This window comes from Rickettsiella endosymbiont of Dermanyssus gallinae (assembly GCF_019285595.1).
Classification (GTDB): Bacteria; Pseudomonadota; Gammaproteobacteria; order Diplorickettsiales; family Diplorickettsiaceae; genus Rickettsiella_B.
The window spans coordinates 669,039-687,027 of sequence record NZ_CP079094.1 but is presented as its reverse complement, the minus strand read 5'-3'; the positions used below and the strand labels follow the sequence as shown (position 1 = coordinate 687,027).

Below are 17,989 nucleotides of genomic sequence, written 5' to 3'. Positions count from 1 at the left end.
ATCATAAAAAAACTAAAAAAGCGTAAATTTAAGCCATTAGAGCGATTGCTGCGAGTAGAAGCCAAGGCATCACGGCACATTAATATCATAGGACACTATGACGATCATACCTTGATCGATAAAAACGGGAAATTCATTCAGATTATTCGATTAGCCGGTATAGATGGACTCGCACAAGGTGAAGCCACCTTAGATGCCTATAAAAATCGTCGCAATAGTTTATTAAAAAGTTTTTCCTCTGAATATGCTATTTATTTTTGGACAATACGTCGTCGAACCACTGATTTCCCTAATGGCGACTTTAAATCAGGCTTTGCTCAACAATTAAATGAGAAATATCGCCAGCAAATTCAGCAACGACCCCTATTTCAAAATGACATGTATATCGGTATCGTTACCAAATCCGCTGAAGGGATTTTAAATCAAGGATTTGATTGGTTTAAAAAACTAAACCATCAAGCAAATAAGCTGGCACAGCAACAACAGTTAATAAAAACGCATGAAGCCTTAACGGCGGCGACTCAAAAAGTATTACAAACCTTATCGGACTATCAACCCCATTTACTCAGTGTTTATGAGAAAGGTAGCATTACCTTTTCTGCGCCTTTAACGTTTATCGGACAACTGATCAATGGAGATAAGCTGTCTATCCCCTTACTCAAACAGGATGCGTCCTGTTATCTACCTCGGAAACGATTATTTTTTAATCGACATAGCGGCAGCCTTGAATGTCGTACCAATGATCAATTAAAACAATTTGCCGCCGTCATTTCGATTAAGGCGTATCCTGCCATGACTTATCAAGGGATATTAGATGGTCTTAATTCACTACGGATAGACTATACGCTCACCCAATCGTTCCGCTTTTATGATCGCTACCTCTCTAAAAAACGCTTACGTGATCAGCAATACGATATGCGGCAAACCAAAGAAGAATCGATCCGCCAAACCGAACAACTTGATGACTCGTTTGATGATACGGCGAGTGGTGAGGTCAATTATGGTAAACATCATTTTAGCTTGGTTTGCTATGCTGAAACCTTAGAACAATTAAACCAACACGTGAGCGAAATTACCGCCTTATTATCCGATCGCGATATTGTCTGTGTTCGGGAAGATGTGGCATGTGAATCGAGTTTTTGGGCACAACTACCAGGGAATTTTAATTACATTGTACGAGAATCCGATATCTCGACTAAAAATATCGCCGCCTTTGCGAGCTTGCATGATTCGCCTCGTGGCCAACACGAAGATAATTTCTGGGGTAATGCGGTTACGGTGTTAGAAACCTTATCCGGTAGTCCGTATTATTTTAATTTTCACTATAAAGATGTTGGCAACTTTATGGTGGTGGGTGCTACGGGTAGTGGTAAAACTGTTCTGCTTGGATTTTTGATCGCCCAGAGTATGAAATTTGGCGGAAAACGTGTTATTTTTGATAAAGATCGTGGACTAGAAATCTTAGTCCGTGCCCTGGGGGGTATCTATGAAGTGTTAAAGCCAGGTATGGATACTGGCTTTAATCCTTGTCAATTAGCGGATACATCAGAAAACCGCACTTTCCTGCTACAACTCTTTAAACAACTTTTAACATCACCGACGAAGCCATTGGATGAGTCCGATATCAAAGTGATAGAAGACGCCATTACTGGCCTGTATCGTTTGGATACTAGTGAAAGACAATTTTGTCATGTGGCACCGTTTTTCGGTAAAAATAGTAAAGGCTCACTTCGTGCACGATTTGAATCATGGCACAGTGGCCGTGAAAATAGCTGGTTGTTTGATAACGCACAGGATTGTTTTGAACAGCAGCATTATGATTCCGATGTCGTTGGTTTAGATTTAAGCCATATCCTAAAGGATAAAAGCTGCAAGACACCGACTTTAATGTATTTATTACATCGTTTTGGTCAGCAACTGGAAGGTCAACGTGGCATGATCTTTCTTGATGAAGGCTGGTTAGCCTTACAAGACGGGTATTTTAAAAATATTATCAGCGATTTATCTCGTACACCGCGCAAGAAAAACAATTGCTTTGGTTTAGCCACACAGGCCGCTTACGATACGACCGCATCAAAAAGTTACCAGGTTATTAACGAAGCGGCGGCCTGTAAGATATTTTTCCCTAATCCCAGCGCCGATCAAAAAACTTATATTGATGGCTTTGGTTTAAGTGAACGCGAATTTGAATTGATTAAAACATTACCCGATGACAGTCATTATTTTTTACTCAATTACGGTCGCGGTAAAGAATCTGTGGTACTCAGAGCAAACCTACTCGGTTTAGAAGACGAGATTGCCATTATTTCAGGACGTACAGAAACGGTGGCATTGCTGGATAGGATTCGTGTTGAAGTGGGTCATGATCCCGCTGTATGGCTACCGATTTTTCATCAGCAGAGAAAATCTCATGCGGCGTAACGTGGTCAAATTTATCCTCTTAAGCTTATTGATACTTTGCCCCTTAAAGAGTTATGCAGACCCTTTCATTAGCAGCGTGTTGCAAATTGCGTCACAAATCAAAGATTATCAAATGCAAATGGCCGATATCCAATCGACAATTCAACGCTTAGATAGTCAGATACAACAGGCAGTATCTGGTCACTCGGAATGGGGAAATTGGCAATTTAACGATTTTAACTCTTGGGGACTTAATGCGGATCGTTGGAGTTCGCTTTTAAATAGTACGGTCAATGGCGATACTAATAGTCAATTAGGATCAATGCTGCGTTTATTATCGCGAGAGTTTCCATTAGCCGTGGAACTTTACAATCGTGTTAATCCGAACAAATCCGATCAAAAATTCTATAGCTTAAAAGCAAAAACCGCGTTAGTAGCAAGAGCCGCCAGCCAATTGAGCTACGATAAAATTCAAGAACAAATTAACTACACGAACCAGTTACGCCAGCAGATTGGGACAACCGCTACCTTAAAAGAAGCCGTTGATCTCTCAAGCCGTTTAACCATCGAAAATAATTTGATTCAGATTGAAGTATTGCGTCAATTAGCACTCATGAATCAACAGCATGCGATTGATGCACAAGCTGAGATCAATGATGAATTAGAGAATGCACGTTTTGTTGATGCGATGAGGTAACACATGAAGGAATATCCACTATGTCAAAATTAACGCCGTATATCACCTTAATTTTATTTTTAGGCATTTGTCTTGTGAGCTGTGCCGCAGAACCCCTACGGGCACCGTGTGATGCGATGGTGCTGGCTAAAACAAAAATTAATACATGGTAATGCTTTTTGTCGAAAGCTTTATTACGGATACGTTAGCGGCGGTTGATGAGGTCATTGGCTACTTTGTGCATACGACCTATGAACAATGGGTACAACACTATAGCAACACCTTAGTCGCATTGAGTACCCTTTATATTATGTTACTCGGCTATCGTTTTCTCATACGTACCTTGGATGCCGATTTAATGACTATTTGTCGGCATCTGATCGTTTTATCGATTGTGTGTAGTTTATGTACCAATTGGTCGCTTTATCATTTATTGATCTATGACGTGTTCACTAACGAACCCAATTATATCGCACAAATGATCGGACAAGCCCCAGGCCATGCCACCTCTCATGACTCCGTTGCACAAGGATTAAATCAAATCTTTAGCACGGGTATGGGCGCTGCAAAAATGATGTTTAACAAAAGCATTCGTCTTTTTTTCTGTGCGGCGGCTGTCTTTGTCTTTACTTTTTTATGTTGTATCTGTGCGTTAGGACTTTTAGTTTACGCCAAATTAGCGATGGCCATTGCCTTGGCACTAGCGCCACTTTTTTTGACCTTTGTATTGTTTGAATCCACACGCGGTTGGTTTGTAAGTTGGTTAGGAAAGCTCTTTAATTTTTCACTGGTACCTATCATCACCACCGGCATCCTGGCGTTGATGCTATCGGTTATCCATCTGGTGTTACCGGATTTAATTTATGAAGCCAGCGTCGGTAAGCCGAATCTTTTTACGATGGGAATTTTTGGCGGCTTATCGTTAGTCACCGCGTTTCTATTAAAACAAAGCTTATCCATTGCTGGCACTTTAAGTGCGGGACTTACCTTAGCCGCCTTAAGCCAAGTTGGCGGTATGGTCAAATCGGCATTAAAGAATAGTGGTATTCATGCCGCCGCTAACTTAGCCGGTCAAGGTTTTAACACGGCGCGCCGTGCATTCTCAAATCGTGCTGCCGCCCAAAAACACGCCACAATGAATGAGGCGGTACAACAAGGGAAAAATCATTAAATCGGGCTGCTTTTTAAATAACAAAAAATAGTAAAAAAACGATGCGTGATACAAAAGAAATGAACAGCGATTTAAAAGAAGTGTATTACCAAACGGCAGCCGATTGGCGTTACGATATTTATCAAAGTAAAACGCTTTGGTTGCATTATTCCTTGATAGGTAATGCCGGATTATTACTGGCTTTGCTATTGGCACTGCTTACGCTGGCTTGTTTAGTGCCACTCAAACAAAAAGTGCCTTATCTGTATGCGTTTAATCATGCGACCGGCGAAATAACTAAGCTTGGTGAATTAGAACCCTCGCACTTAAGCGCCAATTGGCAAATGACCCGCTTTTTCCTCATTCATTATGTCATTAATAGAGAAAGCTATGACAGTGATTATTTGGAAGAGCCTTATCAATTAGCGTGGGCACAATCCAGTGCAACGATTCGTCAACAATACGATGCTGAAGTGGATAGTCAGGCCAAAACATCCCCTTACCAGAAATACGGTAAAAATAAAGCGATTAAGATACCTCTATCTCAAGTGTCGGTTTCTCCTTTAAATGACCACACAGCCGTTATTCGATTTGAAAAGCAATTGCGTGATAAAAGCACCCATACACAACAAATCGCGTATGAAGAAGCCATTGTGAAATGGCAATATCAATCCGTTAAAGCCACACAAACCCAATTAGATAGAAATCCACTCGGATTTACCGTGACGTATTACCAAGTAACGCCCGTGACTTTAAGCGCTGAAGAAGGAAAATAAAATGACTAAAAAACTAAGTTTCTTTGTTTGCATCCTCATGATCATTGTCCCGCTTCATGTGGCAAACGCCGCTTTAGTACCTCGATCTGTCACGGCGGATCGGCATATTAAAATCGTGAATTATGATCCGAATAATGTGGTCATGATCCAAGGTGCTTATGGTTACGAAACGCACATTGTCTTTGCACCCGATGAGGAAGTACAAAATATATCGATTGGCGACAGTGTCGCCTGGCAGGCGGCACCCGTTAAAAACAATTTGTTTATCAAGCCAACCACTGCCTCTAAAACCAATATGACCGTGCTCACGAATGTGCATAGCTATAATTTTCAACTCGATTCTAATGATGCAAAGATTTCACCGACCTATCAATTAAAATTCAACTATCCGGTAGCCGGTTATGATCCTCAAGGACAAAGTAATGCGGTAGGTGTATGTGATCCGACAAAAATTAACTGGAAATACAGTTTCACTGGCGACCCACGCTTAGCACCGATGGAAATATTTGATTGCAACGGTCAGTTTACTTATTTTCGCTTCAAAAGTAATTTGCCAGCCATTTTTGTGGTGGATAAAAAGCATAAAGAGACATTGGTTAATTATCATATGAAGGGTAACTACGTGGTGGTTAATACCACCGCCGCGCGATTTACTTTACGTCATGGGTCTACTGTCACCAGTATTTACAACAATGCGCTTATAGGTGATTGGCAAGACGTGGTTAACGCGAGGTAATCGAATGGAAAAGCCAACCTCACAAACAGCCTCCTCGGAAGGATTACCCGAGATTGCAGCGACAGCGAGTAAAAAGCGGGTACTACTCGTTATTATCGGTGGACTGTTATTGTTATTAGTGACGCATTTTTATTTTAATTCTAAAAAAGCAACGACTAAGAGCGAATTTCCCGTCGAAGAAAGCTATATCACGCCAAATACCCAGCCAAAAAAATCAAAAGAAAAATCAGATTCAGTCGAAACAAAACCTTTATCCGAACAACAACTCGCTTTATTGGGAGAAAAACAAAAAGAATTACAACAACGCTTAGCCGCACCGATGATGGTATTCAATCAAGAAAATAACAGCAGCCCTACCGTCAAGTCTAATAAAACAGCGAATGCCGGTGAAGTGGATGCTAACCGTCAGTTTTTACAACAAGCCAGTACGGCTTCCAATTCCAATCAAACTGTTAAAGCGACAAAGATGGGTGCTTTAAATCAATTGATTGCAGAAGGACACATGATCCATGCCATTTTAGAGACCGCGATTAATTCTGATCTGCCAGGCAATTTAAGAGCAACGATTGATCAGCCGGTTTATGCCGAAGATGGATCGCAAGTATTAATACCGCCAGGCAGTCGCTTAATCGGCCAGTATAAAAGTGGCATGCTGCAAGGCCAATCACGGGTTTTTGTGGTGTGGACACGTTTAATGACGCCAGACGGTGTGAGCTTAAATCTGGCTTCGTCTGGTGTGGATTCGCTTGGAATGGCGGGCATGTCAGCAGACTCCATTAATCATCATTTCTGGCAACAGTTTGGTACAACGGCATTACTCTCGATCTTAGGCGTCGGTACATCGAATGTTGGTGTAGATAGTAACGCGTCTTATAACGCTTCACAGGCTTATCGTATGGCGATAGCCAACAGTTTCAACCAAACAGCACAGCAAACGCTACAGGCCGGTATGATTCCACCGACCCTATGGGTTAATCAAGGCCGTCCTATTCAAGTGTTTGTTGCACATGACTTAGATTTTAGTGCGGTTAATCAAACGACTGCTTCAAAAATGAGTATTTTTTAACCAATAAAAAATCGATGTCGACTAAAGCCTTAGAAAAATACTTAGCCCCGTTACAACCCTGTTTTCAAACAGACGGTGTTACGGAAGTGTGTATAAATCAACCCGGTGCGGTGTTTGTTGAAGAAAAAGGGAAGTTTACCCGATACACCAGTGAACCACTCGAATTAGGGTTTCTTGAAACCTTAGCCAATCTGATTGCGGAATTTAATCATAAGCACTTTCCTCATCCTTTGCTTTCCGGCTATTTACCCACCGGCGAGCGGGTGCAATGTGTGATGTCACCTGCTTGTGAAAAAAATAAGATTATCTTTTCGATTCGCTGTCATTCACGACGCGATATAAGTTTACAAGATTATCAAGCCAGTGGGGTTTTTGATCACTATGCCACTTCAAATGAAGACACACATAAAAAAATCAACGACTCGCTCAAAGCGTTGCATAAGAAAAAAGATGTTTTTGGTTTTCTGAAAGTAGCCATAAAAGCCAAAAAAAATATGATCATTAGCGGAGGAACCGGCACAGGTAAAACCACCTTTCTGAATGCGTGTTTAAAGTTGATTTCGGAAACAGAACGATTAATCACCCTAGAAGATACGCGCGAGGTCAAGGTTAATCAGCCCAATACTGTACATTTATTGTTTAACGAAGACGATGAAACCATCACTGCAGAAAAGCTATTTAAAGCCTGTTTACGTCTAAGACCCGATCGAATTCTGCTTTCTGAATTACGTGGAAGCGAGGCGTGGTCTTTTCTGAGAGCCGCTAATAGCGGTCACCCCGGCAGTATCAGCACTGTGCATGCTGATACACCGCAAGGTTGTTTTGATCAGCTCGTTTTTATGATGCAACAAGCAAATTCGACATCGAGTGAAAAAAATTTACGGGATTATATTCGATCCATTATCCCTATCGTTATCCAGCTAAAACGCCGCACTAACCCAAATAGATTTGTGGAAATAGCCGAGGTTTATTTTGATAGCAGATCAATGTAGCTAAAATTATCAATCAATTTCTTCCTGTTAATAAAGGCAGGCTTGAAACAGAATCATTCAAAGCCGGTGTGTTAGCAGGATTCATAAATAATATACTCTTCTTAGTGGTCGACTTTATGTCTGATAACTTATGCGAGCTAGTTGCAAGCTCTCTTTTTAGAAAAAATCCTGTTTTCTGTCCGAAGTTAGCATTTTTGCCAAACGTTGCTACCGCTTTTTCAAGCTTTGCTTCTATCTCATCTAATCGATTTGACGACGTATTGTCAGGTGTCAGTATTTGTTCTGCTTGATGCATTCGCTCTGCAAAAGAAGTCTTGCCAAACAAATAAGATAAAAATCGAGCGCCTAAGGTTAGATGCGTCGTATCAAATGCGATGTTGTTACTAGCTTGCTGACTGGCTATCGTTGCTCGGCTTTGAGCGATCTCTCTTTTGCTTCTGACTTGGCTTATTTTCTGCGCTTGAAGTGAATAGACGGCTTGCTGCTGATGATCTAGCGTAAAGGCATTACGCTTAAACAGCTTTGATTGTTCGTTAAAATCACTGGCTTGATTTATTTTTTCCATTTCTGCTTTGAGCGTTATCTCTTTGTCTTGGAACTTGATGGTTAGCGTTTCAAATGTTGGCGTTTGATAAAACTCCTTAAGAACCAGCGTAAAACATTCACTACTATTGATATTCTTAATAAAGACATTGCTTAGCATTAAATTATTTTCTGAACGATAAAAACCATAATCTTTAGCTGATTTTACTATCACTAATTCACTGTGTGCGCCAACGTCTTCGGGATTAACTACCATGATATTTTTATCCGCACCAAACACTAAGGGCTCGGGTTTTAAATCAAAGCCTTCTAGCTTCATAGGAAAATGTGTGATGATAACGTGCAATCGCTCATACCAATGGGTTAGCAACGCCTCTTTTAATCGTACTGTCAGCAGCGCCTTCTCTCGCTTAGGACAGCATAATTCAATTAAAAGATCTTTATTATCCAAACTCGTTTTTGCTTCAACCTCACACTGCAAATCTTTTTGAAGCTGTTGGTTTATTTCACGTAAATCTAAGGTGTCCATTTTATTTTCGGTATCTGCATCGTAAATAATGACTTCGGGTAACGGTAATTTCTTCTCGTCTAAGGTTTGGTAACCTGAGCTTACGACAAAGATATTTTCTCCACCGTTTCCAATTAAATGGCTTTTACGATAAGGATCATTGTAAAGCACTTCCTGTTGGCCATGACCGATGGCAATGCTTTCATTGCTTGATAGCGTTTGCACAAATAGCGATAGCTTTAAACGGTTCGCTAGCGCGGGGTAATGTTGAATGATGTGTTCTAGGGACTTATTGCTGGCTTGCATCGCATAGAAGCCCTTTTCCCCTATTGTTAGCACGGTATTATCGTTTAGCTGATACTGTGTGCTCTCCGCTTCTTGATTGATCACTGTCATCGTAAAACGGGCATTGGGCTCATAGTGACCCGTGGGCTTGATCGGTTTGAGTAATCCTTCCAACACACCCTGTTTTATAAAACTAAGCGTAAGCGTATGGTTTATACGCGCTAACGTATGCAAATCTTCTAAGCTATAAGCAAACTGAAATTGATGTGAACTATTGCGACTGCTTATGTCAATCCATGCCTCACCTTCTGTTGCAACAGGCATAATATAGGTAAATCGGCTGTTATCGGCCTGATTGATTACTTTAGTATAAGGCCTAATCATCAGCGTCAGATCGTACGTACACGCATTATTTTGCTGAATAAAAATGCTATCTACGTTCGCTTTATTCTCTCCGCCCCTTGCATCGATCCACTGTGTATTACAAACCGGATAAACATGATCCTGTTTGTTTTCCCTTAAAAGAACGTTATGTATTCCATACACTTCTAATAAATCACCTTTATCTAGCGCATGGATATAACCGACACCTAGCGTTAAATGCACATAGATGGCTTTTAAGGTCTTAGCAAAAAATCCTAAATCTAGCGTGTTAGTGCCCTTTCCTCCATCGAGAATACCCGTTGTGTCTCCCTCTAAAAAATAGTGATCATTTCCTGCTCCTAAGCGAACGTTTTTATATCCATCGCCCAATACCACGATATGATCGCCATACGGAAAGCCTATCGCCACATCATTTCCATTTCCCAGGTTAAGATAGGTCGTATTGCCTGTACGAGATTCCGTATATTCTACCCCCATTACTCCGTCGCAAAGATAGGCGGGTTCGCGGGAGCGTTCGCCATCCTTTCCTTTTGGTACACAAAAAAGACGACCTTCGCTAACCTCCGGTTTTGCTCGACTCCACCTAATATCATCACTTTTTTCATTAAGATTAACTTCATTATTCGAATGTATTTCTAATTTATCTATACATTCTGTTATTCTTCGCTCGAATGGGGGTGAACAAACCGCGTCCCCTAGGCCACCACCGCAAAACGAGGGAATAAGCGCCTTCACCTCTTTGCACACCTTCACTGTTTTTGCTGTTGGCAGAATAGATCGCTGTATATCCGTGTTGTTTTTTAAGAAAGCCATTCCATCCATAAATAACCGCGTATTAGCCTGCTTTTCTTCTAGTAACCTCGCTATATTTTCTGCAGCGCTCAGCCCTGTAAAAGCACGCAAGCCTTCAATGAATCTTTCTTTGCCGGTTAAATGAATCAGCGTGTCTTCTTTCTCTACCTGTTTAACCGCTACATAGACATCGGTTCCCACAAAGACTATCGCGCCTATACCTGCACCGATAGGACCGGTAATCGATGACACCCCTTCTAATAGCGCAAACGCTTCGGCTACCTCTATTCCAACTTCTGCCGCATCGACGCCTAAGTAAATACTATCGCCCACGATACTCACGACGGCATCAGGATTTCCTTTTTGATAGGCTTTTATTTGATTCACTAAATCATACGCCACAAAAACAGAGGTGCCTCTGGCTAAAAACGGTGACGCTGCTCTTAATGACGAACCTAATAAGCGACGACCTTCTAAAGCCAGTTGGCTTCCCTTCGCAGAGGCTATTTGCGCCACTCTAGCAAAACCTTGACCGCCCGCAATAAAACCTAGATTGATTGCAACACCCGTATTATCGCCGCGCATGAAATCTCGGAAGGTGTTTTTTAGCATCATCCCCTGCATCAACGATCCCGATAGACGTCCTACCCGATGTAAATGTTGTAATATTTTTTTTTATTAATCAACTCGCTAAGATGATGCGTCGACTTGCCTGTAACCACCACGCTATCCGCTAAATTAATGAGCTGCGCCGCTTTAACCTCTGAGTGCTGTTTGCTTTGCAGGTAATCGATAAATTGCTCGCTATTTATTTTTATCTTATCAAAATCTCGGGGCTTTTCTTTCTCGGCATTGAACTCGTCTACATCTTCCCAACTAATCTCACAGCCTTTATCCGCTGCATTTCTTTTCTGTCGTGTAGAGGGGCCAGGTAGACAGTCTAGTGGCGATCGGTTGCCATTAGCCGATAATTCCGCTTTCTGTTGAACCAGCTTCGATTCAAGCAACGTGATCATCGTTTGATAAAGCGCTTTTTGCTCTTGAGTCGGATTTAACGTATTGATTAAATCTAATGGCGTTCGAGATTGTGTATCTTTAACCGTAACATCAGCACCTCTTTGAATAAGTCTCTTAAATATTTCTAACTGAGGATTTCTAATGGACCAATGTAAGGCTGTCATACCTTCATTATTTTGGGCATTAATGTCTACTCCATAATCTAGTAGTACAGTCACCACTTCACTTTTCCTTTTCTCCACAGCCCACATCAATGGCACATCACCTTCCGAATCTTTTGCATTAATAGCTTCATACCACGCCCGTGGATCTCCACCACCCACTTTTTCTTTAATTTTTTCGAGCATTAATTTGACTATCTTTTCATTAGTATGTATCGCTTGATGCAATACCGAGTCATGATTATTTTTTTTAAGAACATCAGCACCGTTTTCTATCAAAAACTCAACGATATCTACATTGACTTGGACAACGTTAATAATAAATGCTAGTTCTAAAAGCGTTTTCCCTTCTTTATCTACTGCATTAACGTTAGCGCCGTTTTCTAACAAATATTTAACGATAAGAACCCGGTTAGTTAAAACTGCAAAATGTAATGGTTCATTTCCATATTCATCTTTAATAGCAACAGGAGCGCCTGCCTCCACCAAGTATTTAACGCTATCCAAATAGCCATTTTTAACTGCTTTGTGTAAGGGAGTAAGTCCCCATCTATCGGCTGTTTGAAAAATTTCCTCTAAAATAACGTCAGCACCCTCTCCTAAATTTTCCTTAACAAGATCTAACAATACTTTGACCATTTCCGCCTTCCCACTCTCAACAGAACGGCAAAAAATAGTGAGATCCCACAAATCTGCTTCAAAAAGCTCAGCAGTAAGCTTTCTTATAACAAGGTCAGAGTCCACATCTAAATTCGCTTTAATAAAATTAAATAGTTTTTTAAGTAGATCCGCATTACGACCTTCAGCTACGTTATATAACGCACTCTTACCAAAATAGTCCTTTGCTTGAATAATTTCTTTTAAATCCTCCAGCTTTTCTGCACTTTTTAAACTATCAAATAAAAAAGAGATAACCGAAAAATTATCTTCACTTGCCGCAACATGAAATATTGTCTTTCCATTTTCACCGCGCCATGAATTTTCGACTTTTGACTGACGCCATAATTCTTCAATCTTATTCCCACAGAATTCTAAAATATTTTTTGCTAATGGATTCCCCTCAATATTGCTATTTAAAAAAGCACGTATAACTTTATATTCAGGTTTAAGTAAAATCTCTTTCAGCAAAAAATCTTGTATTTTCTGATTTTGATTATTAGTCGCTAATTGATCAGCAAAAAAATCAGCCACAAAGTATTCTGCGAACGTGGGATGAATAAAATGAGGTTTGCCTTGAATAACTCGTTCAACAATACCTGTTCTTTCTGCTCCTTCTTTTACACTAGCTAAAACCTTAGCTTTAAAATCATTTACTTCTTTCTCCGACAATAAATTCCTTATAACTTCCTCACCCAATACGCTATATAAGGCTAACTGCCGATGGCTTTCTAAAAGAATTTTATAATCCCTTTTAATCCGTTCTTGTACTAGAGAGTTACTGAAAACAGCTTGATATTTTTCACCTTCTAAAACATCACAAAATTTTTTGTATACAAAGAGTTCATATAAATTATGCAAATTAAGCTTCTCTGGGAACTTAGCTTCCTCTTTCCCAGAAGTATAAAATTCTTCTAGCCCTTCTTCTATGATAAAAAAATCTTCTTTTAGTATGCCTGGGACTTGAATTTTTTGTTGTTTCTTTTCAAAAATTTCAGCGAGCATTCTGAGCTGCAACGGAATACCCGTAAATGTTTTTTCTTTTTCGCTAATCCATTGATTAGCCTGAACAATGAGCTTTTCTGCATAGCTTTCTACTTTATTAGTATCCCTTAGCATGGGGTTTCGCGTTTGCCAAAATTTTTTCAAAAATGTTTTCTTGTCGTTTTCAGAGAAGGATTCTAAGGTATAGGAGAATTGCTGTAGCGTATCTTCCAAAGCTTCTCTCAAATGCGGTCGAGTTGAGATCCAAAACTGCTCAATCGCACTTTCTTTCAGTGTATTGACTAAGCCCATCACCGCATCTTTACGCTCTGGACTAACTTCATCAATACCATCAAACATCACGATTATTTTCCCTTCTTTCTGACTACAACGTTCAAACAAAACCTGGGCTAATGAAGCAGACTCTAGATTTAACGCGGTTTGAGATAAAAACTGCATGACACCAGTCGGTTTCTTTAACCTACCCACCTTCTGTGCTTCATCCAATAGCTTGGCATAATTAGATGAATCGAGTCTCACGACCCATCGATCAGGATACTGCTGCTTGATCTGTTGTGCTACGTGGGTTAGAACGGTCGACTTCCCCATCCCCGGCGTATCCGAAACAATCACAACCTTGGAATGCTTTTCCGAATTTAACCAATCGCTATTCTGATAGGTTTGGGTATATTCAGGATCAATATATTCACGCAATGCCGATAAGCTACCTTGCGATTGCTGCCAGATTAGGTGCTCTGCTTCCAGTTTTAACCAATGCACGCTTTTCTTAGGATGCTCTTGACACAGTTTTTTAAACCCCTCTTGTGTTTCGCTCCAAAAATCTGAAAATGATTTAGCATTCTTTATTTCAGGCTTGATCGCTACCTGATAATTAAACGTTCGATCAATATAATAAGCATCCATTTCACCTAAGGTGCTTAGCTGTTTTCCTATTATGATTTCTTTATTACTAACCAGTTCTTCCAACATTTTCGTATTGATAAGCGCCGCTGTCTCTTTATCCAGTAATTGATTTAAAACCGTGGTTTCCCCTTGAAAAATAACCTTTTTTTCAAGCAGGGCTTGTTGTGAAGCGACTGTCAGATCTTTCCAACGGTACGCCTTATCTTCTTCTACTGTAAACAATGCTTCGTCAGAAAGCTTTAATGCATCCACTAGTTTTTGCCTTAGCATAGGCGTCGTAATCAATATAATCCTTTTTTTGGCGATACCTTTAATCGTCTCCCTCACCGTTTCTAACGACTGCTCTTCAGCAGGCTCAGAGTAGCTAATAATTAATCGTGGCTGCGCCACCGATTGACACGCCTCCAATATTTTTTCGGCTAAAAATTGATTATTGAAATCATGTATTTGCGTAAAAATAGAAGACTTAGTGACATCCTCTAGCCCATTCTGCTCAAAGTCTTGATAAAGATTTAAACGACTTAAAGCAGGACTATCTGTCTCTAACAAGAGAATAAATTCACCGCTTTTACTTAAGGTACTTACTAAGTCGACTGACTCTAAACGTATAGGCGACCCTTCTAACGCTGCCTGGCTACCGAGTTGTTTGTTTAAATCTCCGATATGGTAGCTACCCTTAAATGGCTCTGGATTTTCTATATAGATTTTAAAATCAGGTGTAATCTTTTCCTCGTAATACTTCCATAATTCCGGCACTTGCGCTTGCAGTTGGTTCACACCGCTTACACGTTCCTTAGCCAATAGATGCGGTACTCTGACAATTAATTCCGGCACCCAGCGGTCATAAGGATAATTTACAAATACTCGCTTAATCACGTCATCCAGTGCTGCCTGTTTAGAATCCAGCTTCTTCTCTTTTATTAAACCAATAAAATCCTTTATCCCTTGCGTTATTTTTTCATTCTTACCAAGAGTATATTTACTTTTGGCTTGTAATTGCTCCAGTATGATGACTTCATCACTCGAATCGAGAATCACAGGGTTTTCAAGTAGGGCTTTAGCCTTTTCACTGAGCTGCGGCAACGCTTGCTTAAAAACTTGCTGCACTATTTTCTCAAACCATTCCTTTTTTTCTATATCACCCGCTCCATAAGGCTTAGCGTCATTTTTATAACGCAGTTGCATCGCAAAATGCGTCATTTCATGCGCCAAGGTACCCAGCACCTCCCCTTTCATCGCCGACTCGCCTTCAACATTGGCCCCCTTCGCACCCATATAAAGACGCCCCCCATTCTTGGGGTTATATAGTCCCATTTCATCGCTTGAGCGTGAGGTCGGATCTAAATCTTCAATACATGCTTTATTAAAATCAAAACAGAGCTTCGCCGTTTCTGATGTCGCCACCACTTGCATGACGGCTTTTAGCTGAGGAATTTTATTTAATGTCCAATAAAATTCATTCACAAATTTAAACTGGTCTCGCGTATTATCCCGCCCCAGTTGTGACTTGTTTGATAGAGAAGTAAGATAGGAATCTTCTGGCTCAAGAAATTTCGCGGCTAAAAAGGGCCTGAGTGCCTCCCGTTCAGGCATCCCTAAGTTATTGAAATAATACTCTTCCTCTGGGTGATGAGAAAAGCGCATCGAAAGAAGCTCTACATAAATCTCATACTGTTTCGCCTTCAATGCCGTGACAAGGACGGATTGGTTTTCAGCATTCAATCCATATCGTCCACAGGTCGACGAGCTAATAATGCTTTTAACGCCGGCGACATCCCCTGTTTGAATTAATTGATGTAATTGATTACGCTTAGCTATCCATTTTTTTAAATCTTCAATTGTCTCAATCTCACTTTCTATTTTTTGCGTAGGTGCTAAGCCTTTTTTTTCTTCACCTTTCCCTTTTTTCTCTTCTTCTTCTTTTGCAAGGGTACTTAGAACTGCTGGAAACGCCATATCGGCTTCTAATAATATCCGTACACACCCATAACACTTTTCTTCCCAAGCGACATCCATTACATCGTATTCATTTTCATTAACTTTTTTTTTATAATGTAGATCCGAACCACTCTGAATTAATAACTTTACATTTTCTTCCTTGCCTGCTTTAGCCGCAATAAAAAGTGGCGTATTCTCCTCTAGATCTTTTAACGCTAATAAGACTTTTGTTTTTTCTGAAACAAAAAATCCAAATCTATTGGCAGTTGCTGACAATGGAATATCCAATAACGCTTTTAACGTCGCTTCATTGGCCTGTTCCGCTGCAATTTCTAACGGCCTCCGACCCGCTTCGTTCCGCTTGGCGAAATTCCATTGATGTAACCGTAAAAAATGTAATGATAAATCATCACTGTATTGCGCGGCGCAACCCGCTAAGGTCAATTCATCAAATTCTGCTTCTTTATCAAAGCTAATCCCTAATAAACTTCTTCGAGAACCTTGTTCTTTAAAATGACCCCCTAACCCTGATTTCAAACCATCGAGCAATATCGATAGATCAAAATGACCCTTTTGAGTTTGATCGGCTTGCTCAAGACTAATCTTCGCTTCAAACGCTTCTTTATCTGAAAATGAACTGGCGGCATTTAAGTCGAACAATTTAAATTCTGTCGTTTGCGCTGGCTTGATATAGATTTTGTTTCCTGACGGGAATTCCCATTGCGTCATTAAGGGACGTTGTTGATCAATATTACTGCTGAATTCCTTCAAAAAGACTTCTGTTAATCCCTCTTCTTGTTCCTTGACGCGTACCACAATCAGAAACAAGTAATTGCTTTTATCGAAGTCATTGTCTTTGATCAACTTGGATTTAATAAACGCTTGCGCTGTACTTAACTTCTGACTCCTTAACGCTAAGATCTTGAAGGTGTTATCTTCTGCTAAGGCTTTCTCCCAGTGTGATTGGTAATCTGTGTCTAAATTGAGCGTTAAAGCAATGTGCTCAAGTTCCGAAGGAATGAGTGGGCTGTCGTCAGGTTGAAGAATATCCTCCTGTGCTTTTCGGGTTGCCAATAACGAGAGAATCTTTGGATTATCTTTAGCCAGATCTAACGGTGTCTCGCCTTTGTTATTCTTTAGCTGAACATTTGCGCCTCTCTGTAGTAGGACATCCACTGTTTCCTCTTGTTCTTTTTTAACTGCAAGATGCAAGGGAGTATTTTTATTGTTTATATTATCGTGTTGAGCATTAACATTGGCACCTCGCTCTAGTTCCTCTTTAACTCTTTCTAGCCTTGCATCGGGTGTTAAATTCTTTTTAATAGCATTAAATAATTTAGCATCCCTTGCTGCCTGCTCAGCATCCCTTGCTGCCTGCTCAGCATCCCTTGCTGCCTGCTCAGCATCCCTTGCTGCCTGCTCTCCTTCACTATCACTATCCGAACGACGCTCCCGTTTTAAAAGCTTAGCTTCTTCTTTTTCCAATTCCTCTATACGATGAGTCAATAATTCCTTACACTCTATCCATTTCGCTACCGCTTCAGCGGGGTCGGTATAGCCGATCATTATCTCTAGTCTTGATAGCCTATAGGGATTTTCTGAAGCAGGCCCTGTGTAATCGCTCAAATATCCTTCAATCACCTGAAGCGAACTAACACCATCTTTACTCAGTCTTCTTGGCTCAGAATTAAACTCTAACAGTAAAGCCACTGCTTCCGGACGCGCTTGATAAACAGCCCAAGATAATGCTGTACTACTAATGTCATCGAGTTCATCTACCTTAGCACCATTTTCAAGCAAACATCTTAAGGTATTAACACTAACCCATTTACTGCGGAAAATAGCATAAATTAGTAAGGGGACGTTACCCCTTTTACAGTTAACATCCGCCCCTTCTGCTATCAATCGCTTTACTTGCTCGATGTCATTTCCTTCAACAGCAGAAATTAATTTTCCATTTAAGGCATAATCGGTTTCATTTGGCATATTTACTTCCCTTT

General features: G+C 40.5%; 10 protein-coding genes. 8 read left to right on the top strand and 2 right to left on the bottom strand.

All coding sequences use genetic code 11. From position 1 onward, the window contains the following. Positions 1 to 45: 45 nt before the first annotated feature. The 8 genes from KX723_RS03510 to virB11 are packed head-to-tail and all read left to right on the top strand — an operon-like array spanning position 46 to position 7,796. The gene (locus KX723_RS03510; protein ID WP_218814690.1) at positions 46 to 2,421 is read left to right on the top strand and encodes a VirB4 family type IV secretion/conjugal transfer ATPase; all 2,376 of its coding nucleotides are present in this window, start codon (positions 46 to 48) and stop codon (positions 2,419 to 2,421) included. Beyond that, positions 2,411 to 3,097, top strand: a complete 687-nt coding sequence (locus KX723_RS03505; protein WP_218814689.1) for a type IV secretion system protein — start codon at positions 2,411 to 2,413, stop codon at positions 3,095 to 3,097. The genes KX723_RS03510 and KX723_RS03505 overlap by 11 nt, the downstream gene beginning before the upstream one ends. Before the next feature lie 20 nt (positions 3,098 to 3,117). Further along, positions 3,118 to 3,249: a hypothetical protein gene (locus KX723_RS09740; RefSeq protein WP_281421148.1), complete on the top strand. Its 132-nt coding sequence runs from the start codon at positions 3,118 to 3,120 to the stop codon at positions 3,247 to 3,249. Further along, positions 3,249 to 4,247, top strand: a complete 999-nt coding sequence (locus KX723_RS03500; RefSeq protein ID WP_218814688.1) for a TrbL/VirB6 family protein — start codon at positions 3,249 to 3,251, stop codon at positions 4,245 to 4,247. Before KX723_RS09740 ends, KX723_RS03500 begins: the two co-directional genes overlap by 1 nt. A gap of 41 nt (positions 4,248 to 4,288) precedes the next feature. Further along, positions 4,289 to 5,002, top strand: a complete 714-nt coding sequence (locus KX723_RS03495; RefSeq protein WP_218814687.1) for a VirB8 family type IV secretion system protein — start codon at positions 4,289 to 4,291, stop codon at positions 5,000 to 5,002. Position 5,003: 1 nt separating this feature from the next. Further along, entirely contained in the window at positions 5,004 to 5,738 is a 735-nt protein-coding gene (locus KX723_RS03490; protein ID WP_218814686.1) for a TrbG/VirB9 family P-type conjugative transfer protein, read from the top strand. A 4-nt stretch (positions 5,739 to 5,742) separates the two neighbouring features. Continuing rightward, complete coding sequence (locus KX723_RS03485) at positions 5,743 to 6,804, top strand: TraB/TrbI/VirB10 family type IV secretion system protein (RefSeq protein ID WP_218814685.1); 1,062 nt, start codon at positions 5,743 to 5,745, stop codon at positions 6,802 to 6,804. Between the two features lie 14 nt (positions 6,805 to 6,818). After that, the gene (gene virB11 / locus KX723_RS03480) at positions 6,819 to 7,796 is read left to right on the top strand and encodes a P-type DNA transfer ATPase VirB11 (RefSeq protein WP_218814684.1); all 978 of its coding nucleotides are present in this window, start codon (positions 6,819 to 6,821) and stop codon (positions 7,794 to 7,796) included. Positions 7,797 to 7,809: 13 nt separating this feature from the next. Here the strand turns inward: virB11 and KX723_RS03475 are convergent, their stop codons facing one another. After that, positions 7,810 to 10,893, bottom strand: a complete 3,084-nt coding sequence (locus tag KX723_RS03475; RefSeq protein ID WP_218814683.1) for a hypothetical protein — start codon at positions 10,891 to 10,893, stop codon at positions 7,810 to 7,812. A 59-nt stretch (positions 10,894 to 10,952) separates the two neighbouring features. Continuing rightward, positions 10,953 to 17,975 (bottom strand): ankyrin repeat domain-containing protein, encoded by a 7,023-nt coding sequence (locus KX723_RS03470; RefSeq protein WP_218814682.1) that lies wholly within the window; start codon positions 17,973 to 17,975, stop codon positions 10,953 to 10,955. Positions 17,976 to 17,989: the final 14 nt, after the last annotated feature.